General features: G+C 69.7%; 27 protein-coding genes. 12 read left to right on the top strand and 15 right to left on the bottom strand.

The features are described from left to right. The first annotated feature begins 6 nt into the window (after nt 1-6). Both U5911_RS07045 and U5911_RS07050 read left to right on the top strand, forming a co-directional pair. Entirely contained in the window at nt 7-4,707 is a 4,701-nt protein-coding gene (locus U5911_RS07045) for a surface glycoprotein (RefSeq protein ID WP_336036250.1), read from the top strand. Nucleotides 4,708-4,778: 71 nt separating this feature from the next. Then, nucleotides 4,779-5,942, top strand: a complete 1,164-nt coding sequence (locus U5911_RS07050; RefSeq protein WP_336036251.1) for a PGF-pre-PGF domain-containing protein — start codon at nt 4,779-4,781, stop codon at nt 5,940-5,942. Nucleotides 5,943-6,044: 102 nt separating this feature from the next. Here the strand turns inward: U5911_RS07050 and U5911_RS07055 are convergent, their stop codons facing one another. Then, entirely contained in the window at nt 6,045-6,299 is a 255-nt protein-coding gene (locus U5911_RS07055) for a hypothetical protein (protein ID WP_336036252.1), read from the bottom strand. Nucleotides 6,300-6,616: 317 nt separating this feature from the next. Between U5911_RS07055 and purS the strand changes: the two genes are divergently transcribed. Both purS and purQ read left to right on the top strand, forming a co-directional pair. Continuing rightward, entirely contained in the window at nt 6,617-6,871 is a 255-nt protein-coding gene (gene purS / locus U5911_RS07060) for a phosphoribosylformylglycinamidine synthase subunit PurS (RefSeq protein WP_336036253.1), read from the top strand. 79 nt (nt 6,872-6,950) lie between these two features. Continuing rightward, nucleotides 6,951-7,625 (top strand): phosphoribosylformylglycinamidine synthase I, encoded by a 675-nt coding sequence (purQ, locus tag U5911_RS07065; protein WP_336036254.1) that lies wholly within the window; start codon nt 6,951-6,953, stop codon nt 7,623-7,625. Nucleotides 7,626-7,664: 39 nt separating this feature from the next. Here the strand turns inward: purQ and U5911_RS07070 are convergent, their stop codons facing one another. The 3 genes from U5911_RS07070 to U5911_RS07080 are packed head-to-tail and all read right to left on the bottom strand — an operon-like array spanning nt 7,665 to nt 10,215. After that, a complete protein-coding gene (locus U5911_RS07070) occupies nt 7,665-8,765 on the bottom strand; it encodes an archaeosine biosynthesis radical SAM protein RaSEA (RefSeq protein ID WP_336036255.1) in 1,101 nt (366 codons plus the stop codon). Between the two features lie 56 nt (nt 8,766-8,821). Beyond that, complete coding sequence (locus U5911_RS07075; protein WP_336036256.1) at nt 8,822-9,178, bottom strand: VanZ family protein; 357 nt, start codon at nt 9,176-9,178, stop codon at nt 8,822-8,824. Continuing rightward, nucleotides 9,175-10,215, bottom strand: a complete 1,041-nt coding sequence (locus tag U5911_RS07080; RefSeq protein WP_336036257.1) for a phosphoribosylaminoimidazolesuccinocarboxamide synthase — start codon at nt 10,213-10,215, stop codon at nt 9,175-9,177. Before U5911_RS07080 ends, U5911_RS07075 begins: the two co-directional genes overlap by 4 nt. A gap of 157 nt (nt 10,216-10,372) precedes the next feature. Here U5911_RS07080 and cofH point away from each other — a divergent pair, with 157 nt between their 5' ends. Together cofH and U5911_RS07090 are read left to right on the top strand one after the other, a co-directional pair. Further along, nucleotides 10,373-11,740, top strand: a complete 1,368-nt coding sequence (cofH, locus tag U5911_RS07085; protein WP_336036258.1) for a 7,8-didemethyl-8-hydroxy-5-deazariboflavin synthase subunit CofH — start codon at nt 10,373-10,375, stop codon at nt 11,738-11,740. A 46-nt stretch (nt 11,741-11,786) separates the two neighbouring features. Continuing rightward, on the top strand, nt 11,787-12,341 hold the full coding sequence (locus U5911_RS07090) for a metal-dependent hydrolase (protein WP_336036259.1): 555 nt from the start codon (nt 11,787-11,789) through the stop codon (nt 12,339-12,341). Here U5911_RS07090 and cofG read toward each other — a convergent pair whose 3' ends face one another. The 6 genes from cofG to U5911_RS07120 all read right to left on the bottom strand — a co-directional run bounded on the left by cofG (nt 12,342) and on the right by U5911_RS07120 (nt 17,731). Continuing rightward, nucleotides 12,342-13,463, bottom strand: coding sequence for a 7,8-didemethyl-8-hydroxy-5-deazariboflavin synthase subunit CofG (gene cofG, locus U5911_RS07095; RefSeq protein ID WP_336036260.1), 1,122 nt, complete (start codon nt 13,461-13,463; stop codon nt 12,342-12,344). Next, nucleotides 13,460-13,912 (bottom strand): hypothetical protein, encoded by a 453-nt coding sequence (locus tag U5911_RS07100; protein ID WP_336036261.1) that lies wholly within the window; start codon nt 13,910-13,912, stop codon nt 13,460-13,462. Before U5911_RS07100 ends, cofG begins: the two co-directional genes overlap by 4 nt. A gap of 106 nt (nt 13,913-14,018) precedes the next feature. Beyond that, nucleotides 14,019-14,708: a 2-phospho-L-lactate guanylyltransferase gene (gene cofC, locus U5911_RS07105; RefSeq protein ID WP_336036262.1), complete on the bottom strand. Its 690-nt coding sequence runs from the start codon at nt 14,706-14,708 to the stop codon at nt 14,019-14,021. 3 nt (nt 14,709-14,711) lie between these two features. Further along, entirely contained in the window at nt 14,712-15,494 is a 783-nt protein-coding gene (locus tag U5911_RS07110; RefSeq protein WP_336036263.1) for a hypothetical protein, read from the bottom strand. Further along, the gene (locus tag U5911_RS07115) at nt 15,472-16,650 is read right to left on the bottom strand and encodes a tubulin/FtsZ family protein (RefSeq protein WP_336036264.1); all 1,179 of its coding nucleotides are present in this window, start codon (nt 16,648-16,650) and stop codon (nt 15,472-15,474) included. The genes U5911_RS07110 and U5911_RS07115 overlap by 23 nt, the downstream gene beginning before the upstream one ends. Nucleotides 16,651-16,840: 190 nt before the next feature. Beyond that, entirely contained in the window at nt 16,841-17,731 is an 891-nt protein-coding gene (locus tag U5911_RS07120) for a complex I NDUFA9 subunit family protein (protein ID WP_336036265.1), read from the bottom strand. A 137-nt stretch (nt 17,732-17,868) separates the two neighbouring features. On the opposite strand from U5911_RS07120, the gene tmk reads away from it, so the two are divergent. Together tmk and U5911_RS07130 are read left to right on the top strand one after the other, a co-directional pair. Next, a complete protein-coding gene (tmk, locus tag U5911_RS07125) occupies nt 17,869-18,459 on the top strand; it encodes a dTMP kinase (RefSeq protein WP_336036266.1) in 591 nt (196 codons plus the stop codon). A gap of 42 nt (nt 18,460-18,501) precedes the next feature. After that, nucleotides 18,502-18,984, top strand: a complete 483-nt coding sequence (locus tag U5911_RS07130; RefSeq protein ID WP_336036267.1) for a hypothetical protein — start codon at nt 18,502-18,504, stop codon at nt 18,982-18,984. Here U5911_RS07130 and U5911_RS07135 read toward each other — a convergent pair. Further along, nucleotides 18,952-19,278, bottom strand: a complete 327-nt coding sequence (locus U5911_RS07135; protein ID WP_336036268.1) for a DUF7991 family protein — start codon at nt 19,276-19,278, stop codon at nt 18,952-18,954. The genes U5911_RS07130 and U5911_RS07135 overlap by 33 nt on opposite strands. A 66-nt stretch (nt 19,279-19,344) precedes the next feature. On the opposite strand from U5911_RS07135, the gene pdhA reads away from it, so the two are divergent. After that, complete coding sequence (gene pdhA, locus U5911_RS07140) at nt 19,345-20,391, top strand: pyruvate dehydrogenase (acetyl-transferring) E1 component subunit alpha (protein ID WP_336036269.1); 1,047 nt, start codon at nt 19,345-19,347, stop codon at nt 20,389-20,391. A 39-nt stretch (nt 20,392-20,430) separates the two neighbouring features. On the opposite strand, the gene U5911_RS07145 is transcribed toward pdhA, so the two are convergent. Beyond that, nucleotides 20,431-20,667, bottom strand: a complete 237-nt coding sequence (locus tag U5911_RS07145) for an Lrp/AsnC family transcriptional regulator (RefSeq protein WP_336036270.1) — start codon at nt 20,665-20,667, stop codon at nt 20,431-20,433. Nucleotides 20,668-20,755: 88 nt separating this feature from the next. Between U5911_RS07145 and U5911_RS07150 the strand changes: the two genes are divergently transcribed. Together U5911_RS07150 and U5911_RS07155 are read left to right on the top strand one after the other, a co-directional pair. Continuing rightward, the gene (locus tag U5911_RS07150; protein WP_336036271.1) at nt 20,756-21,433 is read left to right on the top strand and encodes a potassium channel family protein; all 678 of its coding nucleotides are present in this window, start codon (nt 20,756-20,758) and stop codon (nt 21,431-21,433) included. Beyond that, the gene (locus tag U5911_RS07155) at nt 21,434-21,661 is read left to right on the top strand and encodes an Lrp/AsnC family transcriptional regulator (RefSeq protein WP_336036272.1); all 228 of its coding nucleotides are present in this window, start codon (nt 21,434-21,436) and stop codon (nt 21,659-21,661) included. Between the two features lie 131 nt (nt 21,662-21,792). On the opposite strand, the gene U5911_RS07160 is transcribed toward U5911_RS07155, so the two are convergent. The 3 genes from U5911_RS07160 to U5911_RS07170 all read right to left on the bottom strand — a co-directional run bounded on the left by U5911_RS07160 (nt 21,793) and on the right by U5911_RS07170 (nt 24,095). Then, nucleotides 21,793-22,122, bottom strand: a complete 330-nt coding sequence (locus U5911_RS07160) for a DUF7344 domain-containing protein (RefSeq protein WP_336036273.1) — start codon at nt 22,120-22,122, stop codon at nt 21,793-21,795. Nucleotides 22,123-22,273: 151 nt separating this feature from the next. Then, nucleotides 22,274-23,062: an ABC transporter permease subunit gene (locus U5911_RS07165; RefSeq protein WP_336036274.1), complete on the bottom strand. Its 789-nt coding sequence runs from the start codon at nt 23,060-23,062 to the stop codon at nt 22,274-22,276. Beyond that, nucleotides 23,055-24,095: an ABC transporter ATP-binding protein gene (locus tag U5911_RS07170; RefSeq protein ID WP_336036275.1), complete on the bottom strand. Its 1,041-nt coding sequence runs from the start codon at nt 24,093-24,095 to the stop codon at nt 23,055-23,057. Before U5911_RS07170 ends, U5911_RS07165 begins: the two co-directional genes overlap by 8 nt. 94 nt (nt 24,096-24,189) lie before the next feature. Between U5911_RS07170 and U5911_RS07175 the strand changes: the two genes are divergently transcribed. Next, nucleotides 24,190-24,735: a DUF5815 family protein gene (locus U5911_RS07175; protein ID WP_336036276.1), complete on the top strand. Its 546-nt coding sequence runs from the start codon at nt 24,190-24,192 to the stop codon at nt 24,733-24,735. The last annotated feature ends 130 nt before the right edge of the window (nt 24,736-24,865 follow it).

Consider the following 24,865-nt stretch of genomic DNA (forward strand, 5'->3'; position numbering starts at 1 on the left):
CAATAGATGACACGCGACAACTATCGCGACAAACTCCGCGCGGTCTTCCTGACGGCGCTGATGATCGGCTCCGTGTTCGGCGCCGGCATCGCGTTTACGGGGACTGCCGCGGCGTCTACCACTGATATCACCCTGAGTGAAGACCTCGTTAAGGGTGATGAGGGGTTCGACGTCAACGGAACAGTAAATGAGAACGGAACGGTGCACGCCTTCATCGACGAAAACGATGATGGCGAGTACCACGCGGACAACGACACTCACCTTGGGTCCGTCGACATCGAGGATTACGAGGACGACAACTCGTTCTCGATTACCGCTAACTCCGAAGACGTTCCGGATGAGAGCGGTACCTACGATGTCTCGATCTTCCAGGTGGAAGACGAGGCCAACGAGGAAGACCCAGGGATCAGTGATGGCAACGAAGAGGAGCGCTCCGCTGAACTCCAAGTCGACGCGGATGCTCCGATCTTCAGTGACGAGTCGCCTGAGGATGGGGCGACGATAGCCCTTCAGGAGACGGGCGACGTCTCCGTCGACATCGTGGACGAGAATACGAGCGTCGACTCCATCTCGGCGACGATCACGAAGGGCGAAGACGACGTCATCAACACGTGGGAAATCAACCCCGACTCCGCGTCTCAGGACGGTATCGAGTTCTCGGATAACGAACTCGTCATCAGTCCTGGCAGCGGTAACGTCCCTGCTCTCGAAACCGGTGACTACACCGTCGACGTGAGCGCATCTGACGAAGCAGGTAACTCCAACTCCACCAAGTTCTCGTTCGATGTCGTCACGGACGCGCCCACGGCTGACGTGAGTCAGCCTAGCGAGGACGACATCACTAGTGACGAGAACCAGACCATCAAGGCCTCCGTCACCGACGACTCGCACGACATCGTCAACTCGACGGTCGAGCTGGACATTGAGGGCCCGAACGATTACACCTTCGATAACACCAGCGACGCCTGGGACAACGACACGCACACGTTCACTGTTAACCCAGAAGACAACGAGAACGTCGAGTCGTTCGCCGACGGTGACTACACGGTCACTGTCAGCGGTGAGAACGACCTCGGGTACTCCGACTCGGCCACGCTGAACTTCACGGTCGACACGGAGGGTCCGACTGTCGACAGCGTTTCGCTGTCCGACGACGCTCTCAACCTCAGCGACACCGACGAGAACGACGAGCAGGTCATCGTCACGTTCGAAGAGGACGATGTTGACCCCGAATCGGTTTCAGCAACGGTTTATATCGACGGTGAAGTCGAAACACTCGACGACTTCTCGTCGACTGATACGGCTGGCGTCCTTGAGCAGGATCTGACCCTGTCGAACGATGGTTACGACGGTGTCGAGAACGACTCGGCGGTCGTGAACGTCACCGCGGCGACCGACTCAGTCGACATCCCTGCAGACAGCGACAACACGCTCACGAACGCTGACGCGGACGCGAGCAACGCGACGTTCGAGATCGACACGAACGGCCCGACCGTCAACTCCAACAACCTCGGCGAACTCGACCCGATTAGTGGCTACGTGAACCTCACGGGCCACTTCTCGGCGAGCGACGCTGACGGTAACTCGCTCGTGTACACGGTTGAGGTCGGCCAAGACGAGGAGATGACGCGCGTCATCGAGGATCCGTCGAACCTCGACACGACCGACCTGCCCGAGGGCGTGCACACGCTCACGGTCTCGGTGGCGGACGACGCTGGTAACTCCGACAGCGTCGAGGTTGATCCATTCACGGTCGACAACGCTGACCCGACTATCTCGTACGTCGGGCCAGACGAACTCACCGGTGAAGTCAACGTTACTGACATCGTCGCCATCGAAGACATCGGCGTCGAACTAGCTAACGCAGAAGTTGACGGTCCCTCGGGCGATAAGATTCTGTCGGAGGATTTGACGTTCGACGTCAACAAACACGGCAGCGGTGATTACGAGATATCCGTCACTGCCGATAATCCCGGCTACGACGGTGACACGGCGACAGTGTCCGAGACGTTCACTGTCAACGGCGAGAAGCTCCAGACGGTGAATGACGGTCTCGGCCTAACGACGACCGAAGAGGGCTCGGACACGCTGAACGTGTCCTTCGAGTCTGACGCGAAACTCGACGGGCTGAACATCTCTGTCGGCACTGTTGACGACTACGTCGACCAGAGCGTCACCACCTACTCGTTGGACGACTTCGAAATGGTGGAGACAGACGCTGGCTACGAGTATTCACTCAACCACACGACCGAGCGCGACGGTGACTTCGGCGCGCTATTCCACAACGCAAGTCTCGGTGACCAGGTCCTAACTACTGAGGATCTTGGTGGCACTGATGAGGCTAGCGATGCGACGTCGTTCCAGCAAGTCGACAACCGCTCGGCTGCAATAGTTGACGCTGACGTGAGCGGTGTCGAAAAGGGTCAGAGCCAGGTTCAGGTGAAGTTCTCCGAGCCCGGCGTTGGCCCGATTAGCGATGACTTCACGTTCGCTGACGACCGCGCTGAGGTCATCGGCGTCGTCGACTCCACTAACGGCGACGGCGTCTACACGCTTACGTTCGACAGCGAAATCCAGACCGGCGACGACCCCGAGCTTGAATTCGGTGACAGCTCGGAGACGGTCGACAGCATCGAACTCGAGCTGAGCGAGGGCGCGAACTTCGTCTCCGCTCCGATTGAGGCGGGTGATGTCGAACTCGACGAACTCGACCTCTCCGGCGTCGACGTCATCTGGGCGTACGACGACGGCGAGTGGGAGAGCTTCGATCCGTCCGCAGAGGAGAACGACCTGACCGCCCTCGAAGGCGGCCAGGGCTACATCCTCTACGCGAACGAGTCCACTGAACTCGACGTCCGCGGCTACACGACGTACGACGCGGGCGCCAGCGAAGGACCGAACAGTCCGTCGGTCGAGAATCTGAACCCCGGCTGGAACCTCATCGGTCACTTCCAGGAGGGCGCTCAGCCGACGGACCACGCCCTGACGAGCATCGACCAGGTCGCTGAAGTCGGCGTGCTCGGGCAGGACAGCCAGGACGCTGCCATCCTGCGGCCCGGCTCGTCCTACTGGGTGTTCGTCGAGGACAGCGACATGTACAGTGCGGTGAACTACGGCGATGCAGAGGACTCCGCCAAGCCGTCGGTGAGCAACGTCGATGTCTCGTCACCGGCAGGCGACACCGTGACGGATGGCGACTCAGTTACTGTCACCGCGGAGATTACTGACGATAACCTCCGCACGACGGTTGTCAACGCCTCTGCCCTCGGTGGTCCGAGTGACCTCCCCCTGAAGCAGGTCGATGGTGACACCTACGATGTGACTTTCCCGGTTGATGCCTCCCAGGCTACCGCCGAGGACGGTCAGGTCGACCTGACCGTCGAAGCCATCGACGAGACGGGTATTTCGTCGACTGGCACTGACAGCATCACGTTGGACGCGACGTCGCCGACCGTCGATAACTTCGCGCCGTCGGACGGTAAGACGGTGAATTCCATCTCGAACGACGAGATTACGTTCGAAGTTTCCGACGGGACCAGTGGTGTCGACACGAGCACGCTCTCAGTGACCGTGGAGGACTCGGATGAGACCGTTGTACTCGATGGTGTTGGTACTGACGACGGTGCTGTCTCGGTCAGTGATGACGGTACGGTGAGCGTCGATACGAGCGAGGTTACGCTGGCTGATGGCGACGTGACGGTGAGTGCGGACGTCGATGACGCTGCTGGGAACACTGGCAGCGGTGAAGCGACGTTCACGCTCGACACGGCGTCGCCGACCGTCGATAACTTCGCGCCGTCGGACGGTAAGACGGTGAATTCCATCTCGAACGACGAGATTACGTTCGAAGTTTCCGACGGGACCAGTGGTGTCGACACTAGTACGCTCTCCGTGACCGTGAGTGACTCGGAGGGCACAACTGCAATCGACGGTGTTGGTACTGACGACGGTGCTGTCTCGGTCAGTGATGACGGTACGGTGAGCGTCGATACGAGCGAGGTTACGCTGGCTGATGGCGACGTGACGGTGAGTGCGGACGTCGATGACGCTGCTGGGAACACTGGCAGCGGTGAAGCGACGTTCACGCTCGACACGACGGATCCGACAGCGGATATCACCTCGCCGTCCAGTGACGTCGACACGAGCAGTGGAACCCTCGAATTCACCGCTAGCGACGATGGTTCTGGCGTCGATACGGCGTCGCTGACCATAGAAGGCGACGAAGGCAACGTCGAAATTGACGGTGTTAACGTGGCTGGAGATTCCAGTTACGACTTCAGCAGCCTCGAGGATGACACGTACACTGCCACCCTCGAGGTCACTGACAATGCTGGGAACACGGACACCAGCGAAGTCACCTTCACCTACGACACGACTGCACCGTCACTCGATAGTGCAACCAAATCCACGACCGACAGTACGACTACCGTCACTGTCACGCTGACTGACGACGGCTCCGGGTTCGACAGTAGTACTGTTGACACCGGAGACTTCGACGTGACGAACGACCAGGGCGACAGTGTCGTCGCGACCGACGGTGTGGACGTCTCCGGCATCGAGGATGGGGACTCCACCGCAGAAGTCACCGTTGAACTTGATGGTGACTACTCGGATAGCCCTGTCACAGCTGAGATTACTGGCGAGATCTTGGACCTCGCTGGTAACTCCATCTCCGAGGGTAGTCAGGAGGCCAACTCCGAACAGTAACCCTCAGAGCTATATCCACTACAACGTTCTTTAACGAACTCAAACATTTATCACACGAAACGAATATACTGATGGTAGGTACCATGAAATGGAAGCGTTCGGCGACTCGACTGCTCGTCCTAGTCGTCGTGCTATTGACGGTCACCGGTGCGTTCGCGCCGGTCGGCGCCGCGGCAGCCGACAGTCCGCCCGAACCGCCGCAGCGGTACTACGGTACCGTCAGCGACGCGTCCGGGCAAGGAGTCGGCGGCCTCACAGTCACCGTCGAGACGCAGGACGGGACTGTCGTCGCCGAGGACGTAACGGACAGCGACGGATACTACGACCTGCAGGTGAACACCAGCGAGGTCGACACCGACGAGCAGGTCGAGATCTCCGTCCAGGAACAGACCAAGACGCGCGACGTCGCCTCCGGTGGCTCGACGGAAGTCGACTTCACGGTCGACTCCGACACGGTCGCCGGCGGCTCCGAGGAGCTCGGTAGCGACGGCGGCGCGACGGTCGACCTCGGCAGCGACGAGGTCGAGAACGTCGGCGTCAGCCTCGGCGAGGACACGACCGGCACCGTGACGGTGCGGCAGACGTCGAACCCGTCCGGTGGCGCGTCCGCGCCGAGCGGCGTGTCCGTCGCGGCGTACCTCGACATCGAGGCGCCCGAGGGGTCCTCGGGCTCGGTGACCGTCACGGTCACGCAGAGCCGGCTGGACGCCATCGGCGTCGCCCCGGAGGACGCGAACATCCTCCACTACACGGGCGGCGACTGGCAGACCCTCGACACCGAGGTCGCCAGCGAGTCCGCGAGTAGCGTGATGCTGCGCGCGGACGTCGACGGCTTCTCGCCGTTCGCGGTCGCCGGCACGAGCCAGCAGGACGACGACGGTGACGACGGCGGCGACGGTGACGACGGCGGTGCCGGCGGTGGCGGTGGCGGCGGCGGCGCCGGTGGTGGCGGCGGTGGCGGTCAGGCCGACGACACCACGACGCAGCCGACGACCACGCAGCCCGCTGAGACGACGACGCAGCCGCCGACGACCACGACGACGCCGTCCGACGAGACGACGACCCAGCCCGCCGAGACCACGACGCCGTCCGACGAGACGACCACGCAGCCCGCGGACACCACGACGCCGTCCGACGAGGACGGCGGCGGTCCGGGGCCGCTGCTGATCGTCGGCGTCCTCGTGGTGCTGGCGGCGATCGCCGCAGCGGCGTACCTCGTGTACGGCCGCGAATAACCGACCCCCACGTTCCACGTTTCTTTCGGCGCCCCGTGGCCCAGCGGAGCGAGCGCGCCGCAGCGACTGCTGTCGCCGACGCTCGCGCCCGACCGCGGCCGCTCACTCCGGTCGGAGGAAGTCGTCGAGGACGTAGAGGCCGAACGGCACCGTGCCGCAGACGACCGCGAACAGCGCGACCTCGACGCCGGCCTCGCGGAACCTGTCGACGTAGATGTGCAGGGAGCCGTCGAAGACGTACGCGGTGAGGACGAGCGTCCCGAGGAGGAGCGTCGCGAACGCGCCGAGCACGGCGACGTACCACGCGACGAACCGCCTGAAGCGGTCGTGAGCCGTCTCCGCTGTGGTGGGGGACATCGGTGGGGGTCGACGCGAACGACGCGCTTCGGGGCCTTCGTTACCCACCGGTGAATCGCGGCGCGAGCGCGTTTAGGCGGTCGCCTATCCCGGCGGCGAGACCGGTAGACGGCAGCGGTCCGGCGCGGACTCGCGGAACGGCGCGTCCCTCACTCGGTCGGCCGATGGCTCGAGATCGACCGCCGGTTCGCCGCCGTCCGCACTGCCGGGCAGCGCGAGCCGCCGCCTCGACGGACGCCCCGAGAGCTGTATCCACGAACGTGCATCTTCGGAGCGTTCCAAAAGAGTCTTTGACCACGGACGCCCATATCGAAGCGATGACCGCGTACACCGCGACGGTGACGGTCCGACTGAAGCACGGGGTCCTCGACCCGGAGGCCGAGACCACCCGGCGCGCGCTCGAACGCCTCGGGTTCGACCTCGCGGACCTGCGCTCGGCGGACCGCTTCGAGATCGACCTCGACGCCGCGGACGCCGAGGCGGCCTCCGAGCGCGCCGCGGAGATGGCCGACCGCCTGCTCGCGAACCCCACCATCCACGACTACGACGTAAGCGTCGAGACCGCGGAATGACTTCCGGGAGACGGTCCCGGTCGCTTCGCGTCGCCGGCCGGGCCTTTCGGCGTCGCACTCGCCAGCCGGGGTGGCTCGCGTGACGGTCGCAGTGGTGCGCTTCGGCGGGTCGAACTGCGACCGCGACGCCGTCCGCGCGCTCGAGCACCTCGGCGTCGACGCCGAGATCGCGTGGCACGAGGACGGCCTCCCCGCGGACGCGACGGGCGTCGTCCTCCCCGGCGGCTTCTCGTACGGCGACTACCTGCGCGCCGGCGCGATGGCCGCCCACTCGCCGGTCATGGACGAGGTGCGCGCCGCGGCCGACGAGGGCGTGCCCGTGCTCGGCGTCTGCAACGGCGCCCAGATCGGCTGCGAGGCGCGCATGACGCCGGGCGCGTTCACGACGAACGCGAGCGCGCGCTTCCAGTGCGAGCACGTCACCGTCCGCGTGGAGAACGCCGACACGCCGTTCACGCGGGCGTACGACGAGGGCGACGTCGTCACGCTCCCCATCGCGCACGGCGAGGGCCGCTTCGAGATCGACGCCGACCGCTACGACGCGCTCGAACGCGAGGACCGCGTGCTCTTCCGGTACTGCGACGAGGACGGCGCCGTCACCGACGCCGCGAACCCGAACGGCTCGACGGGCGCCGTCGCCGGCGTGCTCGGCGAGCGCGAGAACGTCGCCGTCCTGATGCCCCACCCAGAGCGCGCGACGCTCCCCGAACTCGGATTGACGGACGGGCAGGGCGTCCTCGAGGCGTTCGCGTAGCCGGCTCCTCCGCGCGGCGTTCGCGGAAAAACGGCTAGATCACTCCGCGAGCGGGAGGTTGTAGCTCGTCTCGCGCTCGACGACCGCCTCCCAGGTGCGCTCGCACTCGCAGGACACCTCCGAGAACACCGACGGGTCCTGGCGGAGGTCGAAGTCCTTGATGGCCTCCTGGACGAGGTCGTCGCACTCCCCGCAGTTGTGCGGGCCGCGGTCGCTGCCGTGGCCGACGGGGTCCGAGACGACGATGGCGTCCGCGTCCGCGGTGTCCTCGAGGACGTCGGCGACGCTCCAGAGCCACGGCGGCCGGTAGCCGCCGCGGAAGTGCAGCTGGTCGACCATCGTGTACCGCTGGACGTTCGTCGGGTTCATCGACACCGTGTGGCAGCCCCCGACGTCCGCGCACCGCCGGACCGACGCCTTCATGTCCGCGATGGCCTCGGACTCCGCGAGGAACGGCGGCTTCATGAGGAGGTAGGCCTTCACGCCGACGCTCGCGCCGTCGGCCTCGGCGTCCGCCGCGGCGGCCTCCGCGCAGGCGGCCTCGAAGTCGCTGAAGTCGAAGTACTTGTTCACGCAGTCGTGGCGCACGCGGTCGGTGGCGGTCTCCAGGCCCACCGCGACGTCCGTGTCGAGGCCGGCGGCCGTGAAGTCCGCGAGCTTCCCGCGGTCGACGAAGTCCGGCAGGCTCTCCACGACGACGCGCTCGCGGTCGGCGAACGCCTCGGCGATGGCCCGCCGGGTCTGTGCGGGCACCTCGCGCTCGTCGAGGAACGACCCGCTCGTGTAGATCTTCACGAGCCCGCTCGCCTCGTCGCCCTCCTCGCGCTCGTGGTCGAGGCACGCCTCGATCTGGGCAAGTAGGTCCTCGTGGCTGACCGACCCGCCCTCGACGGACTCGGCGACGTACCCGCACATCGTGCAGCCGCCCGCTCGCGCCCACCGGCAGCCGCCCGTGTTCAGGATGATGGTGAGGCTCTGGTAGACGCCGCCCGGCGTGTTGTCCTCGTCCAGCCAGACGCGCGTCGGCTCCCGGGGGTCGTAGTCCCGTGTCCCCTTCTCCGCGCGCAGCTCGCGCATCACCTCGTTGTGGGCGTCCATCCCGCGCCCCCGCTCGTAGCCCTCCGCGCTCGGCTCGCTCATTGCCCGACAGGAGCCGTCGCGGCCGTAAAGCCGCTTCGCCTCCCTCCCGGAGGCGGTCAGCGCGCCCGGCTGAGTTCGTACGCGAGCACGCCCGCCACGGCGCCGACGAGGTTCGCGAGCGCGTCCAGCGGGCTCGCGGCCCGGCCGGCGAGCGGCTGGAGGACTTCGACGCCCGCGCCGAGCAGCGCCACCGCGGCCGCGACGCCCGCCAGCGCCCGCACCGACCGCCGGCGGCGCGCGCCCGCGACGAAGAACGCGATGGCGCCGTACCCGAGGCCGTGGAGGAGTTTGTCCGCGCCGGCCGGGACGCCGCCGGTCGCGGCACCGGGCGCCAGCGAGCCGGCGACGACGACCGCAGTCGCGACCGCCGCCAGCGTCCACCACTGCCGCGCCGTCGGGTCCGCGCGGGTCACGCCTCGTAGTCGTCGAAGGCGTCGAGCGCGTCCGCGAGCGGCGGCGCGTCGAAGAACTCCTGGCCCGTGTAGCGGTTCGCGCCGGCCGCGTACACGTCCGCGGTCGCGCGCACGAGCTCGTCGGGCAGCGGGTCCGGGGACGCCTCGCACAGGGACTTCCAGTCCGCGACGCCGCGCTCGTCGGCCTCGCGTTTGGCGTCGCCGACGGCAGCGACCCACTCGGGGTCGGCGCGCTTGTAGTACTGCCGGACGACCTCCTTGGAGACCTCCCGGCCCTCGTACGCGAAGCGGTTCTCGTCGAACGTGCCGACGACGTCCGCGACGAGCACCTCGCCGTCCGCGTACACGCACTCGATCTTCCCGTCCTCGTGGGTGAACCCGGCGTCCTCGGCGCGCTCGGTGACGACGCGGTTCGCGGCGAGCGCGACGGCCTCCAGGGCCGCGACGTCGGCGTCCCCGGCGAGCTCGTCGGCCTCCGCGCGGTCGAGGTAGCGGTCCCGTTCCTCGTACTTCGTGGAGAACTCCACGACGGGCTCGGGGAGCGCGACCGGTTCGTCGGGCCACTCGTCGTCCGCGAGGCCGAACTCCCCCGGGTCGCGTCGCTCGCGGAGGCTGGAGCCGACGGGGACGCTGTTCCGGAAGACGACCTCCAGGGGGACGACGTAGTTGTCGCCGGCGGCGGCGTGGTAGGCGTCGTAGTCGTAGCCGTTGTGCGTGTCGCCGTCGCCGACGAACGGGAGGTCGGGGACCTGCGCGAGGTCGACGACCATCTCCGTCGGCGGGTCGGCGGCGTCCGCGAGCGGGACGGTCTCGCCCTCACTGCGGACGCCCTCGTAGTGCGTGGGCACGCCCTCGGTCTCGAGGAGCTCGAAGTTGAACGCGCCCATCGTGCAGAGGCTCGCGCCCTTCCCCGGGATCAGGTCTGGCATCTCCCCCCAGTCGAAGACCGAGTAGCGGTCGCTGAACGCGAAGACGCCGCGGCCGAGGGCGTCCCCGGTCGGCTCGGCCTCGGCGCGCAGGTCCTTGACGCTCGTCATGTCCGTATCCGGGCGGCCGACCACCATCAATCTTTCACTCCCGTGCCCACAACCCCTCCGTTTCCCCTGGAGGTGTACACGAACGTGGGGGTAGACCGGGGCGGAGAGCCTGACCGCTGTGGGAGGGTTTTTGCCGGTGGCCCGACTCCCCACGCGTATGACCGACGCCGCCGGCGAGTTCGACTTCGACGTGGTCCCCGAGACCGACCAGTCGTTCGAGAACGCGCTGGCGAAGGCCCGCGACGGCGACCGCCTCACCGTCGCCGACGGCGTCGAACTCATCACCACCGGCACGGACGTCGACGGCGTCGATCCCCGGCGGAAGGAACTCGTCCTCGAGGCCGCCGACCGCCGCCGCGCCGAGGTGGTCGGCGACGAGGTGACGTTCGTCGCGAACGTCAACAACAACGTCACCACCGCCTGCAACACGGGCTGTCTGTTCTGCAACTTCAAGGACACCGCCCACAAGTTCGAGACCGACTACGAGGACGCCCACGCCGGGTTCACGAAGACGCCCGCGGAGTCCCACGAAGTCGTCCGCGACGCCGTCGACCGCGGCGTCTACGAGGTCACGTCCGTCTCCGGGCTCCACCCGGCGTTCGGCCTGAACGACGACCACCGCGAGGCCCTCGACCCCGACGAGCCCGACCACAACTACGAGCCGCCGGAGCGCTACGACACCGACCCCCACACGTACGTCGAGCAGGTCGCCGCGATGAGCGACGCCGGCGCGCACGTCCACTCGATGACGCCCGAGGAGGCCCACCACGCCCAGCGCGGCGTCGAGTGGGACTACCCCGACGTCTACGACGAACTCGCGAGCGCGGGCCTCGACAGCGTCCCCGGGACGGCCGCCGAGATCCTCGTCGACGAGGTCCGGGACGTCATCTGCCCCGGGAAGATCGACTCCGGCGAGTGGGTCGCTGCGATGGAGGCCGCCGCCGACGCCGGCCTCCCGACGACCGCGACCATCATGTACGGCCACGTCGAGAACGCCGCCCACCGCGTCCACCACCTCGACGTCGTCCGGGACCTCCAGGACCGCACGGGCAACGTCACGGAGTTCGTGCCCCTCTCCTTCGTCCACGAGCAGACCCCCCTCTACGACCGCGGCGTCGTCTCCGGCGGCGCCAGCGACGCCGAGGACGAACTCATGGTCGCCGTCTCCCGGCTGTTCCTCGACAACGTCGACCACGTCCAGTCCTCGTGGGTGAAATTCGGGAACGCGAAGGGCCTGAAACTCCTCAACTGCGGCGCCGACGACTTCATGGGCACCATCCTCAGCGAGGAGATCACGAAGCGCGCCGGCGGCCAGCACGGCGAGTTCCGCTCGGTCGCCGACTACGCCGACATGATAACCGCCATCGGCCGCACGCCCGTCGAGCGCTCCACGGACTACACCGAGCGCCGCGTCGTCGACCCGGACGCCGACCCGCTCGGCCCGCGACTGGGCCCGGAGGCGGACGGCACGCCGCTGCTCGCGGACGCCGACGCCGCGCGCGAACCCGCCACCGCCGACGACTGATGCGCACGCCCACCACGCGACCCCACCGCGCACGCCCGGAGCCATGATGAGCACCACGCACGCCGCCATGGGCGTCGTGCTCGCGACGCCCGTCCTCGCCGTCGCGCCCGAACTCGCGGCGCCGGCCGCCCTCGCCGCGATGGCGGGCGGCGTCTTCCCCGACCTCGACGTCGCCGTCCTCGCGCACCGCAAGACCCTGCACTTCCCCGAGCACTACTGGCTGGCCGTGCTCGCCGCGTTCCCCCTCGCCGCGCTCGACCCGCGGCCGCTCACGGTCGGCGCGGCGTTCTTCGCGCTCTCGGCTGCCGTCCACTCCGTAACCGACGCCGTCGGCGGCGGCCTCGGCGCGCGCCCCTGGGTGGAAGACGACCACCGCGGCGTCTACTCGCACTGCCGCGGCCGCTGGATCCGGCCGCGGCGCTGGATCCGCTATGACGGCGCGCCCGAGGACCTCGTCGCCGTCGCCGTCCTCTCGCTGCCCGGTCTGTTGCTGTACGGCGGCCCCGTCCGCGACCTCACCGTCGCGATGCTCGCCGTCTCCGCCGCCTACACCGCCCTCCGGAAGCCGCTCGGCGAGCTCGCGCACCGCTACGACCGGTAGTCAGTCAGCCAGCACCGCGCGGAACCGCTCGCCCGCGTCGCCGTCCGCGGCGATGGCGCGCCCGACGCGCTCGCTCACCCACTCGTTCGCCATCGCGTCGCCGTCCCGGACGCCCTCGGGCAGGAACCGCTCGTAGACGGGCAGGCGCTCGCGGAGCGGCACGCCGCCGTGTTCGGCGATGGCCTCCAGTTCGCGCAGCGCCGGCCACGCGTAGTCGGGGTTGACGTGGTCTCTCGTCACCGGCGAGACGCCGCCGAGGTCCTCGACGCCGCAGTCCAGGAGCGCGCGAGCGTCCGCGAGGTTCGGCGGCACCTGCACCGCCACCTCGTCGGGCAGCACCGCGCGCGCCATCGCCACGACGCGGCGCATCGTCGCCTCGCTCGGCGGCTCGCGGTCCCAGCGCTCGTTCGGGCTCACCGGCTGGACGATGACCTCCTGGACGTGGCCGTGGCGCTCGTGGAGGTCGCGGATCGCCAGCAGGCTGTCCGCGCGGTCGCCCCAGTCCTCGCCGATGCCGACGAGGACGCCGGTGGTGAACGGCACTCCGAGTTCGCCCGCGACGTCGATGGTGTGCAACCGCTGGCCGGGGTTCTTCGCGCGCGGCCCGCCGTGGGCCCGCACGTCCGCCGTCGTCTCCAGCATCACGCCCATCGAGGCGTTCACGTCCGCGACCGCCGCCAGCTCCTCGCGGGTCTGGTCGCCCGGGTTCGCGTGCGGCAACAGTCCCTCCTCGAGCGCGATCTCGCAGGCCTCCCGGAGGTACTCGTGGATCGAGTCGTGGCCCCACGCCGCGAGCTGGTCGTGGACCTCGGTGTAGCGGTCGTCCGGGTCGTCGCCGAACGTGAACAGCGCCTCCGTGCAGCCGGCCTCCGCGCCCGTCCGGCACGTCTCCCGGACCGCCTCGGGGCTCAGCAGCGACGCCTCCCCCGGCGGGTCGTAGTACGTGCAGTACGTGCACGTGTACCGGCACGCCGTCGTCAGCGGCACGAAGACGTTCCGCGCGAACGTCAGCTCGTCGGCCGCCTCGACGTCGCCGGGCCGCACCGCGAGCGCGCGCTCCCGGTCGGCGGCCGCGACGTCGACGTCCACGCCGTACTCGTCGGCGCCCGGAATCGAGCTCACGGCTCGACCTCCTCCGGGTCGACGCTGCTGCCGCGCGCGCCGCCGTACACCTCGAGGTTCCGCGCGACGAACGTCACGTAGCCCGCGACGACCGCCGCCGACAGCACGCCGAGCTCCGCGAGACTCGTCGCGTCGCCCGCGAGGAACAGCGCGCCGCCGACGCCGCCGACGACGCCGCCGACCGCCGCGGCGAGCGCGCCGTCGGCCGCGAGCCGCTCGCGGGGCAGCGAGCCCAGCGCCGCCGTCCGCTCGCTGTTCCCGAACGGCGTGAACGCGTCCGCGAACGCCAGCACCGGCGGCAGCACCGCGCCCACGGCCGCCGGGTACGCGGCCGCCTCCGGCGCGCCCGCCGCGACCAGCGCCGACTGCACGGCGAGGAACGCGACCGCCGCGGCGGCCGCCAGCGCCACCAGCAGGGCGGCGTTCCGCGCCACCTCCCTGAAGTTCATACGCGTGACGTGGACTGACGGGCGTTTAGGCGTTGGGTTCCGCGCCGTCCCCGCGACGCCGTCGCCCCCGGCGACCGCCCGACGCGCCGGCGACCCCGGACCGCGCTCACTCGTCCCTGACGACCGTCGGCTCGCCGCCCACCACGTCGACGCGCACGCCGGCGTCGGCCAGCCAGCCGGCGGCCGCGCTGCCCGCGGTCGCGCCGTTCGCTCGGCCCGCGGCCGCCCGCTGGTCGGCCGCGTCGGCTCCGTGCACGAGCACGTCCAGGACGTCCGCCTCGTCGTCGACGTCGACGCCCAGGCGGAACGAGTCCACGGTCGCCACCGTCGCGCCGACGCGCTCGGCGGCCGCGACGTGGTCCCGGAAGGAGACGCCGTGGTAGTCCACGCGGAACCCCGGGTGGCGGACGACCACCGCGTTCGTGCCGCCGCCGCGGCCCCGCGCCAGCACCACGTCGCCCTCGCGCTCGAACAGCGCCGCGAGCGCGTCTGGCGTCGCCAGCGCGAGGTCCGCCATCACCACGGCCGCCGGCAGGCCGTCCGCGAGCGCGGCGTTCACCGCCTCGGAGAGCGGTCGGTCGTCGACGACGACCGGCGCGTCGCCGACCGCGGCCGCGGCCGGCGTGTCCGCGAGCGGGGCGGCCGCGAGCACCTCGGGCCGCCCGCCCGCGCCGCGGACGGCCGCGAGGACGTCGCCGAGCATCGCCGCGGCGAACTCGCGGCGCTCGGCGAGCGAGAACAGCGAGGAGAGGCGCTCGTTCGGCGTCTCCGGGTCGAACGGGACGACGACCCGCATCCCTCACCCGAGCTTGTCGTGGGTGTCCCGCTGCTGGAGGTACCAGTAGACGCCACCCGCGAGCAACAGGAGGACGACGACCGCCGCGCCGACCATGACGATGAGGTCCGTGCGTTCGGCCGACGACGCCGCGCTGTTCGCGGTGGACTCGGCCTCCTCCGCGTTGCTGATCGCCTGCTCGAAGTTCCCGCTGTTGTAGAACTCGATGGCGTCCTCGAGGTCGCTCTCGGCGTCGCTGACGCCGGCGCCGGCGCTCTTCGCGCTCTCGACGGCGTCCTCGGCGTCACTGATGGCGGTCCGGGCCGACTGGCTGTCCTGTGTGTACGGGCGGACGTCGTCGTAGGTCTCCAGCGTCGTCGACGTCCCGCCCTCCTGGACCTGGGCGAACGACGCGACGGTCGTCGTCTGCGCGGGGTCGTAGGAGTACGACTCCACGCCCGGGACGGTCCCCTCGAGGCGGACCTCCACGGTGCTCACGTCGTTCTCCGCGTCCACGGGCTGTTCGAACGTCTGTCCGTTGTACGTCTGGCGGTCGATCTGGGCGCCGGTCTGGTCGTACAGCGTGACCGTCCACGAGACGTCCGTCAGCTCGGTCTCGCCCCGGAGCGTCCACTGGTCGTAGTCCGTGTAGAGGTCCGTGACCTCGTAGGTGACGTCCTGGTCGGAGCCGACCTCCACGGACGGGGGCGTGTCGCCGCTGACGGACACCGCGGCGGCTGGTGCGACCGCGAATGCGAGCACGACGACGGCCGCGACCGCGAGCTCAGAACAGCGGCTCGAGTTCATCGTCGTCGTCTTCCACCAGGTCCTGCAAGTTCTCTTCGCTTTCCTCGCGGATGTCGTCGATGTTCTCCTGGGCCTCGATGGCGACCTCCTGGAGCTCCTTCACGCGGGGGACGTTGTTCACGCCGGACAGCAGGACGACGGAGGCGACCTGCTGGGAGTTCGCCACGGGGTAGTCGCCGCCGCGGACCTCCATCGAGCCGGTCTGCTCCTCGAGCCACTTGCGGCCGCGCTCGATGCCCTTCCGGTTGAGGAACTGCGGCGGGCCGGCGGTCACGAGCAGCGCGCGCTCGGTGCCCTCGATCTCGCAGGGGAGCGTCAGGCGGCCGAGCGCGGCCTTCCGCACGAGGCTCGTGATGCGGTTGGTCGTCGACGCGGAGTCCTCGACGGCGTCGTCGCCGCCCGTGAACCGCGACAGCAGGCCGTTGCCGGACGTGTCGTTTTCCACGCCCTCGGAGGCGTACCCCACCGTGGAGACGCCGCCGCCCGCGAGCGTGTTGATGATCTCCGAGGAGTCGACGACGCTCTCCGCGACGTCGCCGCCCTGTTCGACCTCGCCGGCGCCGAAGAGGATGCCGAAGCGGGTGACGATCTCCTCGTTGATCTCGTCGTAGCCGCCCTGCATCGACTCGCCGGACTTCCGCCACGCGTCGTTGTCGAACACGAGGAGGTTGTCGACCTCGCGGACGAACGTCTGGAACGACCGGGCCGCGTTCAGCGTGTAGATGCCGCCCTCGTCGCTGCCCGGGAGGACGCCGAGGCCGTAGACGGGTTCGGTGTAGATGCGCTTGAGGTGCTTCGCGATGACCGGGGAACCGCCGGAGCCGGTGCCGCCGCCGAGTCCGGCGATGACGAGGAACGCGTCGACCTCGTGGACGGGAATGGAGTCGATGGCGCCCTGCACCTCGTCGATGTCTTCCTCGGCGATCTCCGCGCCGAGCTCGTTGTCGGCGCCGACGCCGTGGCCCTTCACCCGGGACTGCCCGATGAGGACGCGGTTCTCCTGCGGGACGTGCTCTAAGCCCATGAGGTCGGCTTTGGCGGTGTTTACGGCGACCGCGGCACGCACGATACCGGAGTCGTGCCGCTTGTCGTACTCGAGGAATTTGTCGAGTATTTTACCGCCCGCCTGACCGAACCCGATCATTGCCAGTTTCATGCGGAACCCTTTGCACAATTAGAGTAGAAACGGGCGTATAAGGCTTTTGCAGACGCGTGTCGGACGGTTCAGAAAAAGGACGCGTTATCCGCCGACGGCGCGCAGTGCGGGGATATATAGCCGACTCCTGCCCGAGAGGACCACTCGCTGCGTTTAAGTTTGTCGGGACCTGTCGCCAGGTCGCCATTAGTCAGTCGTTAACGCCGAGGTAGGCCGCGAGTGTCGTGAGCTCGCTCGCTTCGACTCCGAACGCCGACACGTCGTTGTCGGCGACGGTGTTGTCGAACTTCAGCGACCGGTACTGGTCGGTGCCGAACGGCACGAACGGCAGCGGGTCCGCCAGCCGCATCCCGAGGCCCGCCAGCGGCATCGGCACCGGCAGGACGCGCACGGACCGCCCCTCCGCCCGGTAGACGAGCCGCGTCACGTCCCCGAGGGTCAACACCTCCGGGCCGCCGAGTTCGTACGTCTCCCCCCAGTGTGTCTCCTCCCCCGCGGCGTCCGCGAGCATCCCCGCGAGGTCGCCCACCCAGATCGGCTGGAAGCGCGTGCGACCGCCGCCCGGCAGGCCCGTGACGTACGGCGTCGTCAGCTGCTTCGTGAACGCCACGAACTCGCCGCCGTCCCCGAACACCACGGACGGCCGGACGACGGTGTGCGCGAGGTCCGAGCTCCGAACGACCTCCTCCGCTCGCCCCTTCGCGCGAACGTACGCCGTCGACCCGTCCGGGTCCGCGCCCAGCGCCGACAGCTGGAGGAGGTACTCCACGCCGGCGTCCTCGGCGGCCTCGACGACGTTCTCCGTGCCGCCGAGGTGGACCTCGAAGTGCCGGCGGTTGCCCCCCTTCGGCTTGAACAGCGGCGACAGCGCCACGAGGTTCACCACCGCGTCGTGGCCGTCGACCGCGTCCGCGATGGCGTCCGACGCCGTCACGTCCCCCACGACCGTCTCGACGCCCGACGGCAGGCCGGCGCCCCCCGGGTTCCGCGAGAGCGCCGTCACGTCGTGGCCGCGGTCGTCGAGTTCCCGGCACAGGTGCGTCCCGATGAAGCCCGTCCCACCAGTGACCAGCACGTCCATGGTTGTCTCCGAGGGCCGACACGACCCTAAAAGTATGCCCATCAGCGACCAGCGCCGGCGGTCCCGGTAGCCGCGGCGCCGCCCCCGCGCCGGCCGGAACCCGAAGCCGTTTGTACGTCGCTCGCCGTGGTTCGGGCATGCTCGTCACGCTCGAGGGCATCGACGGCAGCGGCAAGACCACCGTCTGGGAGGCCCTGCGGGACGCACGCGGCGACGGCTACACGTTCACCCGCGAGCCCACCGACTCGTGGTACGGCGAGGCCGTCCGCCGCTCGGAGGCCGAGCGCGACGCGGACCCGCTCGCGGAGCTGTTCCTGTTCACCGCCGACCACGCCGACCACCTCTCGCGGGTCGTCCGGCCGGCGCTAGACCGCGGCGACGTCGTCGTCTCGGACCGCTACTCGGACTCACGGTACGCCTACCAGGGCGTGGCGCTCGACGGCCTCGTCCCCCGGCCGATGGAGTACGTCCGCGGCGTCCACCAACCGTGGACGCGGCCGCCGGACGTCACCCTCTACTTCGACGTCGACCCGGAGACGGGCGCCGCGCGCTCCGGCGCCACCAACAAGTTCGAGCAGGCCGAATTCCTGGGCCGCGTCCGCGAGAACTTCGAACAGCTCGTCGAGTACGAGCCCGAGCGCTTCGTCCGCATCGACGCCGCCCAGCCGCCCGAGGACGTCCTCGAGGACGCCGAGGACGTCCTCGACCGCGTGCTCGCGGACGAGTGACGCGACGGCCCGCCGCGACGACGCTCCGACCACCGAGCCCCGATGCCCACCGACGACCCGAGCGCGAACGACCGCGGCGACGCACGGCGCGAGGACGCGGACGGCGCGGACGGCGACGACGTTCCCCGCGGGGCCACAGACGGCGACGACACGGTCGACGACGGGGACGGCGGGTTCTCCCTCTCGCTGCCGCCCATCCGGCTGCCGCCGCTGTTCCCCGAGGACTTCCGCGTGCTGTGGCCGGTCGGCGGCCGGCCGCGCGGCCGCGTCTCCCGGCGCGGCGTCGCCGCGGCGCTCCTCGCGTTCGACGCCGTGGACGCCGCGCTCGCGCTCACCGTCGACGCCGCCGCGGTGACAGCGGTGCGGGTCGTCGCCGGGTCGCTCGTCGCCGCGGCGGCGTTCGGCGCGCTCGGCGTCGCGTACGTCTGGGAGGCCGCCGCCGCGCTCGCCGGCGCCGGCGAACTCGGGGCGGCGCCGACGCTGACGCTGCTGCTAGTCGCCCGAACCCTCCGGGACGTCCTCTAGGTCCTCGGGCGGCGGGATCCAGAACAGGTCGATCGACCACCCGAGGAAGAACGGGAACGCCCACGTCACGACGACGAGCTGTCCGGGGTCGCTGAACGCGCCCGCGCCGAAGCCGAGCGCGCCCAGGGCGAGCGTCGTCACCACGTACACGAGCGGGATCAACACCGCGGTGTACAGGACCGACCCCCAGCGCGTCTGCAGCGTGATGCGGAAGAACCGCGCGCCGACGGCGGCGATGGCGGTGTGCACGAGGACGATGACGCCGACGCCCGCGGCGGTGACGACCGAGACCATGTCCGGGCCTACGCGCTCGTCGCGTTTTTCGCTATCGGTAAGTGACTGCGCGGCGGAGGGCCGGGTATGCACCGCGCCATCGGGGACCGCGAGTTCGCGGACACCGCCATGGACGAGGCGACGGCACGCGAGGCGTTCCGGGACATGGTCCTGGCACGCGAGTTCGACGAGCGCGCGCTCTCCCTGCAGCGCCGCGGCTGGATGCCCGGCTACCCCCCGTTCAAGGGCCAGGAGGGCTCGCAGGTCGGCGCCGCGTACGCGATGGCCGACGACGACTGGCTGTTCCCGACGTACCGGTCGAACGCCATGCAGCTCGCCCGCGGCGTCCCCGCCAGCGACATCCTCCTGTTCCGGCGGGGGTTCGCCGAGTACCACTCCGACCACGACGTCCCGAACTTCCCGATGGCGATCCCCATCGCCTCGCAGATCCCCCACGCGGTCGGCGCGGGGATGGCGATGGACTACGACGGCGCCGACGCCGCCGCGGTCGCGTACTTCGGCGACGGCGCGACCAGCGAGGGCGACTTCCACGAGGCCGCGAACTTCGCGGGCGTCTTCGACGCGCCCGTCGTCTTCTTCTGTGAGAACAACAACTGGGCGATCTCGCTGCCCCGCGAGCGACAGACCGCCAGCGACTCCATCGCGGTGAAGGCCGAGGCGTACGGCTTCGAGGGCGTGCAGGTCGACGGCAACGACCCCGTCGCGGTCTACGAGACGATGCGGGACGCGCTCGCGGACGCGCGGGACGGCAGCCCCGTGCTCGTCGAGAGCCTGACCTACCGGCAGGGCGCGCACACCACCAGCGACGACCCGGGCCGCTACCGCCCCGAGGACGAGGACCTGCCGGAGTGGCGGACCGCCGACCCCGTCGAGCGCTTCGAGGCGTACCTCAGCGAGGCCGGCGTCGTCGACGACGAGTTCGTCGCGGACTGCCGGAGCGAGGCGGAAGCCGAACTCGAGGCCGCCATCGACGCCGCCGAGGACGCCAGCGTCCCCGACCCCGCGGACGTCTTCGAGCACGTCTACGCGGACCTGCCGCCGCGCCTCCGGGAGCAGCGGGCGTGGCTCGAGGACTACCTCGCGGACCACGACCCCCAGGAGATGGAGTTCTAGGCGGCGCTCGCGGCGACCGGCGCTCCTCGCCCTCGGGGCCTACGAGGCGGACAGCGAGATGTACGTCTTCGTGTCGGTGACGCCGGCGACGGTCCCGATCTCGTCGGAGACGGTGCCGAGGACGTCGTGGACCTCACCGCCGCCGACCTCCGCGATGACGTCGTAGCGGCCCGCGACGACGTGGGCCTCGGTGATGCCGTCGAGGCCGGCGATCTGGTTCCGGACGTCGCTGGCCGCGCCGGCGCCCGCCTTCACCATGATGAACGCGTGGACCATGGGGTGGCGTTCGGCGGCCGCCACCAAAAGCATTGTTGCGTGGTAACGTGGCACAAACATATTTGTCGGAGCCCGCCGTACGACGCCTATGCGCATCGTCATCATCGGTGCCGGACGGGTCGGCCTCCGGACCGCCCGCATCACCGCCAACGAGGGCCACGAGGTGACGGTCGTCGAGCGCGACTACGAGAAGGCCGAGCGCGCCCGCAACGAGGACTTCGACGTCGTCGAGGGCGACGGCTCCAGCGAGGACGTCCTCGAGGACGCCGGCGTCGACGCGGCCGACGCCCTCGGCGCGCTCACCGGCGACCTCAACACGAACTTCGTCGCCTGCATGGTCGGCAACCACCACGGCAGCAGGACCGTCATGCGGATCGACGAGGACTACCGCGAGAACATCTACCGGAAGTACGCCGAGGAGGTCGACGAGATCGTCTACCCCGAGCGCCTCGGCGCCATCGGCGCGAAGAACGCCCTGCTGGGCGGCAACGTCACCGCCATCGCCGACCTCGCGGAGAACCTCCAGGTCGTCCAGTTCACCGTCTCCCAGGACGCCCCGATGCGCGGCTACACGCTCTCCGAGCTCGAACTCCCCTCGCGCGCCCGCCTGCTCGCGTTCGGGAAGAAGGACGGCGCGCTCCGCCTGCCGCTGCCCGACCAGACCCTGGAGGTCGGCGACCGCATCGCCGTCCTCGCCGAGTTCGACGCCCTCGACGACGTCCGCCAGATTCTCGTCGGCAACGCCGCGGCCGCGGAGGGGATGTAGATGGTCACCGCCTACGTCCTCGTGAAGGCGAACACCGGCGAGGCGGACCGCCTCCTCGAGGACGTCGCCGCCATCGACGGCGTCGTCGACGCCCACATCGTCGCCGGCGACGTCGACCTCATCGCCAAACTCGACGTCGACGCCCCCACCGACGTCAAGGAGATCGCCGCCGACCGGATCCAGACCGTCGACGGCGTCGAGAGCACCGAGACGTACATCAGCATGTAGGACCGCCGTCTGTGCCGTCGGGGCGCGCGAGGCGGCGCCGCGGCGAGGACTCGCGGCGCCGGTCGGGAGTGGGGTCCGAGTCGCGTGTCCGAGGTCGGATTCGAGTTACGGGTCCGGGAGCGGCGTTCGCGTCACGACTCCCGGAGGAGCGAGTCGACGTGGCCGCGCGCCCGCGCCAGCGACGACTGCGTGTGCCGCGTGCTGGCGACGCTGTCGGCCTCCCGCTCGTAGTCGGCGAGGTCGGCCGCCTCCAGCGCCGGGATGTGGTTGTGGTACAGCGAGCAGTACACCTCGTGGACCCGCTCGGCGGGGACGGCATCGGCGTCGTCCTCGCGTTCTCGCTCCGCGACGAACTCGGCGAGGTCGGACAGTGAAACCGCGTCGTGCCGCCGGAGGCAGTCGATGACGTGGCGCCGCTTCGCGTCCGCCAGCGCGTGGAAGACCCCGTCCAGGTCACACATTACAACCAATGAATATCCTCGGCGAATTTCAATCTTCGCTTTAAGACAGTCCTACTCTCGGGTAGCACGCTCCTACTCGCGCGGTAGCCCGGTGGGCTCGACAACGCGCGTTCGACTCCGCGTGCGGCGACGGAGCGGTGCGACGACGCCGCTAGTTCACGTCCTTGCGGCGGAAGTACTGCTGGCTGGCGGCGACGAGCGCGAGCGTCGCGGCGGTGAGGATTGCGGCGCCGCCGAGGTCCCACGTGCCGTCGACGAGAATCGCGGTCGGGTCGTAGTACCGCATCGGCGCGGCGTAGCCGAGCCAGTCGTAGTCGGTGGTGCCGACCACGGACTCGAGGAGGAACAGCCCGAAGACGGTCGCCATCGCGGCGCGCTGGGCGACGCTCTCGCGGTCGACGGCGACGCTGAACGCGAGGCCGACGGCCGCGCACGCGAAGAGGTACGGCAGCGACAGCAGGTGGACGGCGGCGAGGTCGACCGCGCCGACCGGGTAGCCGATGGCGCGCGTCGCCGCCCACGTCGCGGCCGCGACCACGACGTTGATGACGAGGACGCCGGGCGCGACCGAGAGGAACTTCTCGCCGACGAGGCGCGCCCGGGAGACGGGGAGCGCGAGCAGGACGTCGATGCGCTCGCTGTCGACGTCGCCGGCCACCAGGGACGCGGCGCTGTACGCCAGGTAGAGCCCGAGGAGGATGACCCACGCGAACTGGTAGAGCTCGGTGGCGAGAAAGCCCTCGATGGAGCCCAGCGACCGAAGCCCGAACGCCTCCACGAAGACGGGCGGCAGGCTCTCGGCGTACTGGTCGAGGTCGATGCCCTCCGTGACCGACGGGAAGAACGCCGCGTACAGGCCGCTGAACGCCGACAGCCCGACCGAGAGCGCGAGCGCGCCCCTCACGCGCCGCCGGGCGCCGTACGCGGCGAGCTCAAACACCCTCCTCACCTCCCTCCGCGGCCGCCGCGGCGCCGCCGGTCGCCGCACCCTCGCCGTCTTCGTCCTCCCCTCCGTCTTCTCCGCCGTCTTCGCTCTCGCTCTGGCTCTCGTCTTCTCCGCCGTCTTCGCTCTCGCTCTGGCCCTCGTCCTCGCCGTAGAACCGGAGGAAGACGTCCTCCAGGGGCGCCTCCTCGACGTCGAGCTCCCGGAGCGAGTACCGGTCGAGTTCGTCCACGAGCGCGTCGACGTCGCCCGTGAACGTGAACGAGACCTGGGTGGCGCCGTCCGCGTCCCGCCGCGAGAGGTCGGCGACGCCCGGGACGTCGAAGGCGTCCGCGGGCGGGTCGCCGTCGACGCGCGCCCGGACGACCTTCCCGCTGCGGTCGAGCAGCGCCTCGACGGCCTCGACGGCGACGAGGGAGCCGTCCCGGATGACGGCGACGCGGTCGCAGACGCGCCGGACCTCGCTGAGGACGTGACTGGAGAACAACACGGTGGTGCCGCGGTCGCGCTCCCGGCGGAGGAACTCGTTGAACCGCTCCTGGAGCAGGGGGTCCAGTCCCGACGTCGGTTCGTCCATCACGACGACGTCGGGGTCGTGCATGAACGCCTGCACGACGCCGAGCTTCTGGACGTTCCCCGTGGAGTACGCGCGGACCTTCCGGTCGAGCGGCGGGTCGAACAGCTCGAGGAGGCGGCCGCGGCGGCCGCCGCCCTTCAGCGACTCGTGGAGGTCGAGGATCTCGCGGCCGGTCGCCTGCTCGTCGAACTGGGGGTGGGCGGGGAGGTAGCCGGTGTCCGCGAGCGCGTCGAGGCGCTCGGACTCGACGGTGGTGTCCCGGCCGAGGATCGAGACGCCGCCCGCGGTGGGCGCCTGCATCCCGAGCAGCGTGCGCAACGCGGTGGTCTTGCCGGCGCCGTTCGGGCCGAGGAACCCGAAGACCTCGCCGCGCTCGACGCCGAACGAGAGGTCGTCGACGGCGGTGAGGTCGCCGTAGCGTTTGGTGAGGGACGCGAACTCGATGGCGGCCATGGCGCGGCGTTCACAGAGGACGGGCAAGAAGATTCGCCCGCTTGGCGGTCCCGCTCCGCGGGGCTTAACCGCGCGGCCGGCCAACGAGCGAGCGATGACCGAGCCGCGCGTACCGGGCACCGGGGAGGACGAGGACTGGGTGGAGCTGCCGTGCGGGGAGCGCGCGCACGTGAAGGACTTCGACCTGGGGATGCGCGAGTACGCCTGCGCCTGCGGGGACAGGCACGCGGTCGTGATGGACATGCACCCGCCGTCGCGGTTCGTGCCGGAGTCCATCGTGGGCGTCCTCCGGGAGGCGGTGACGCCGGCGCCCGACGACCAGTTCGACGAGTTCGGCACCGCGCACCTGATGGGCGCGGTGATGGAGCAACTGCCCGAGGACGTGGTCGCGGTCGACCAGAGCGAGAACGGGAGCGTGGGGTACGCGCTGCTGTGGGTGGCCGACATGGACGCCCGCGACCTCCACGAGGTCGTCGTCGAGGTCGTCGTGGAGCTGATGGACCACGCGGTGAGTCACGCCGACGACGACTCGACGGCCTCGGAGTTCGAGCGGCAGCTACAGGAGTTCGACGTGGCGGCGTTCGTGGAGACGTACCGCGAACAGCGGGAGTTCGAGGACGAGTACGACACGCCCGCGTAGCGGGCGAGGTGTTGCTGCTGGGTTGGGCGGTGCGAGGTGTTGCTGCTGGGTTGGGCGGTGCGAGGTGTTGCTGTTGTATCGGCCGTTGCGAGACGCTACCGCCGACGGGCGGTCTCCACGCAGCCGAGGT

This window comes from Halobacterium yunchengense, from assembly GCF_037031165.1.
Taxonomy (GTDB): domain Archaea; phylum Halobacteriota; class Halobacteria; order Halobacteriales; family Halobacteriaceae; genus Halobacterium; species Halobacterium yunchengense.

Coding starts and splice junctions, on each gene's coding strand:
- U5911_RS07080 (WP_336036257.1), bottom strand. CDS start 10,215: ATGACGAGCGTCAAGGACCTGCGCGCCGAGGCCGAGCCGACCGGGGAC.
- cofC (WP_336036262.1), bottom strand. CDS start 14,708: ATGCGGGTCGTCGTCCCGTTCGACCCGGAGACGCCGAACGAGCGCCTC.
- U5911_RS07150 (WP_336036271.1), top strand. CDS start 20,756: ATGCGCATCGTCATCATCGGTGCCGGACGGGTCGGCCTCCGGACCGCC.
- U5911_RS07100 (WP_336036261.1), bottom strand. CDS start 13,912: ATGAACTTCAGGGAGGTGGCGCGGAACGCCGCCCTGCTGGTGGCGCTG.
- U5911_RS07160 (WP_336036273.1), bottom strand. CDS start 22,122: ATGTGTGACCTGGACGGGGTCTTCCACGCGCTGGCGGACGCGAAGCGG.
- U5911_RS07130 (WP_336036267.1), top strand. CDS start 18,502: ATGCCCACCGACGACCCGAGCGCGAACGACCGCGGCGACGCACGGCGC.
- U5911_RS07145 (WP_336036270.1), bottom strand. CDS start 20,667: ATGGTCCACGCGTTCATCATGGTGAAGGCGGGCGCCGGCGCGGCCAGC.
- U5911_RS07050 (WP_336036251.1), top strand. CDS start 4,779: ATGGTAGGTACCATGAAATGGAAGCGTTCGGCGACTCGACTGCTCGTC.
- U5911_RS07175 (WP_336036276.1), top strand. CDS start 24,190: ATGACCGAGCCGCGCGTACCGGGCACCGGGGAGGACGAGGACTGGGTG.
- U5911_RS07090 (WP_336036259.1), top strand. CDS start 11,787: ATGAGCACCACGCACGCCGCCATGGGCGTCGTGCTCGCGACGCCCGTC.
- U5911_RS07055 (WP_336036252.1), bottom strand. CDS start 6,299: ATGTCCCCCACCACAGCGGAGACGGCTCACGACCGCTTCAGGCGGTTC.
- pdhA (WP_336036269.1), top strand. CDS start 19,345: ATGCACCGCGCCATCGGGGACCGCGAGTTCGCGGACACCGCCATGGAC.
- U5911_RS07120 (WP_336036265.1), bottom strand. CDS start 17,731: ATGGACGTGCTGGTCACTGGTGGGACGGGCTTCATCGGGACGCACCTG.
- U5911_RS07170 (WP_336036275.1), bottom strand. CDS start 24,095: ATGGCCGCCATCGAGTTCGCGTCCCTCACCAAACGCTACGGCGACCTC.
- U5911_RS07045 (WP_336036250.1), top strand. CDS start 7: ATGACACGCGACAACTATCGCGACAAACTCCGCGCGGTCTTCCTGACG.
- U5911_RS07115 (WP_336036264.1), bottom strand. CDS start 16,650: ATGAAACTGGCAATGATCGGGTTCGGTCAGGCGGGCGGTAAAATACTC.
- U5911_RS07070 (WP_336036255.1), bottom strand. CDS start 8,765: ATGAGCGAGCCGAGCGCGGAGGGCTACGAGCGGGGGCGCGGGATGGAC.
- U5911_RS07155 (WP_336036272.1), top strand. CDS start 21,434: ATGGTCACCGCCTACGTCCTCGTGAAGGCGAACACCGGCGAGGCGGAC.
- U5911_RS07135 (WP_336036268.1), bottom strand. CDS start 19,278: ATGGTCTCGGTCGTCACCGCCGCGGGCGTCGGCGTCATCGTCCTCGTG.
- U5911_RS07110 (WP_336036263.1), bottom strand. CDS start 15,494: ATGAACTCGAGCCGCTGTTCTGAGCTCGCGGTCGCGGCCGTCGTCGTG.
- tmk (WP_336036266.1), top strand. CDS start 17,869: ATGCTCGTCACGCTCGAGGGCATCGACGGCAGCGGCAAGACCACCGTC.
- cofH (WP_336036258.1), top strand. CDS start 10,373: ATGACCGACGCCGCCGGCGAGTTCGACTTCGACGTGGTCCCCGAGACC.
- purS (WP_336036253.1), top strand. CDS start 6,617: ATGACCGCGTACACCGCGACGGTGACGGTCCGACTGAAGCACGGGGTC.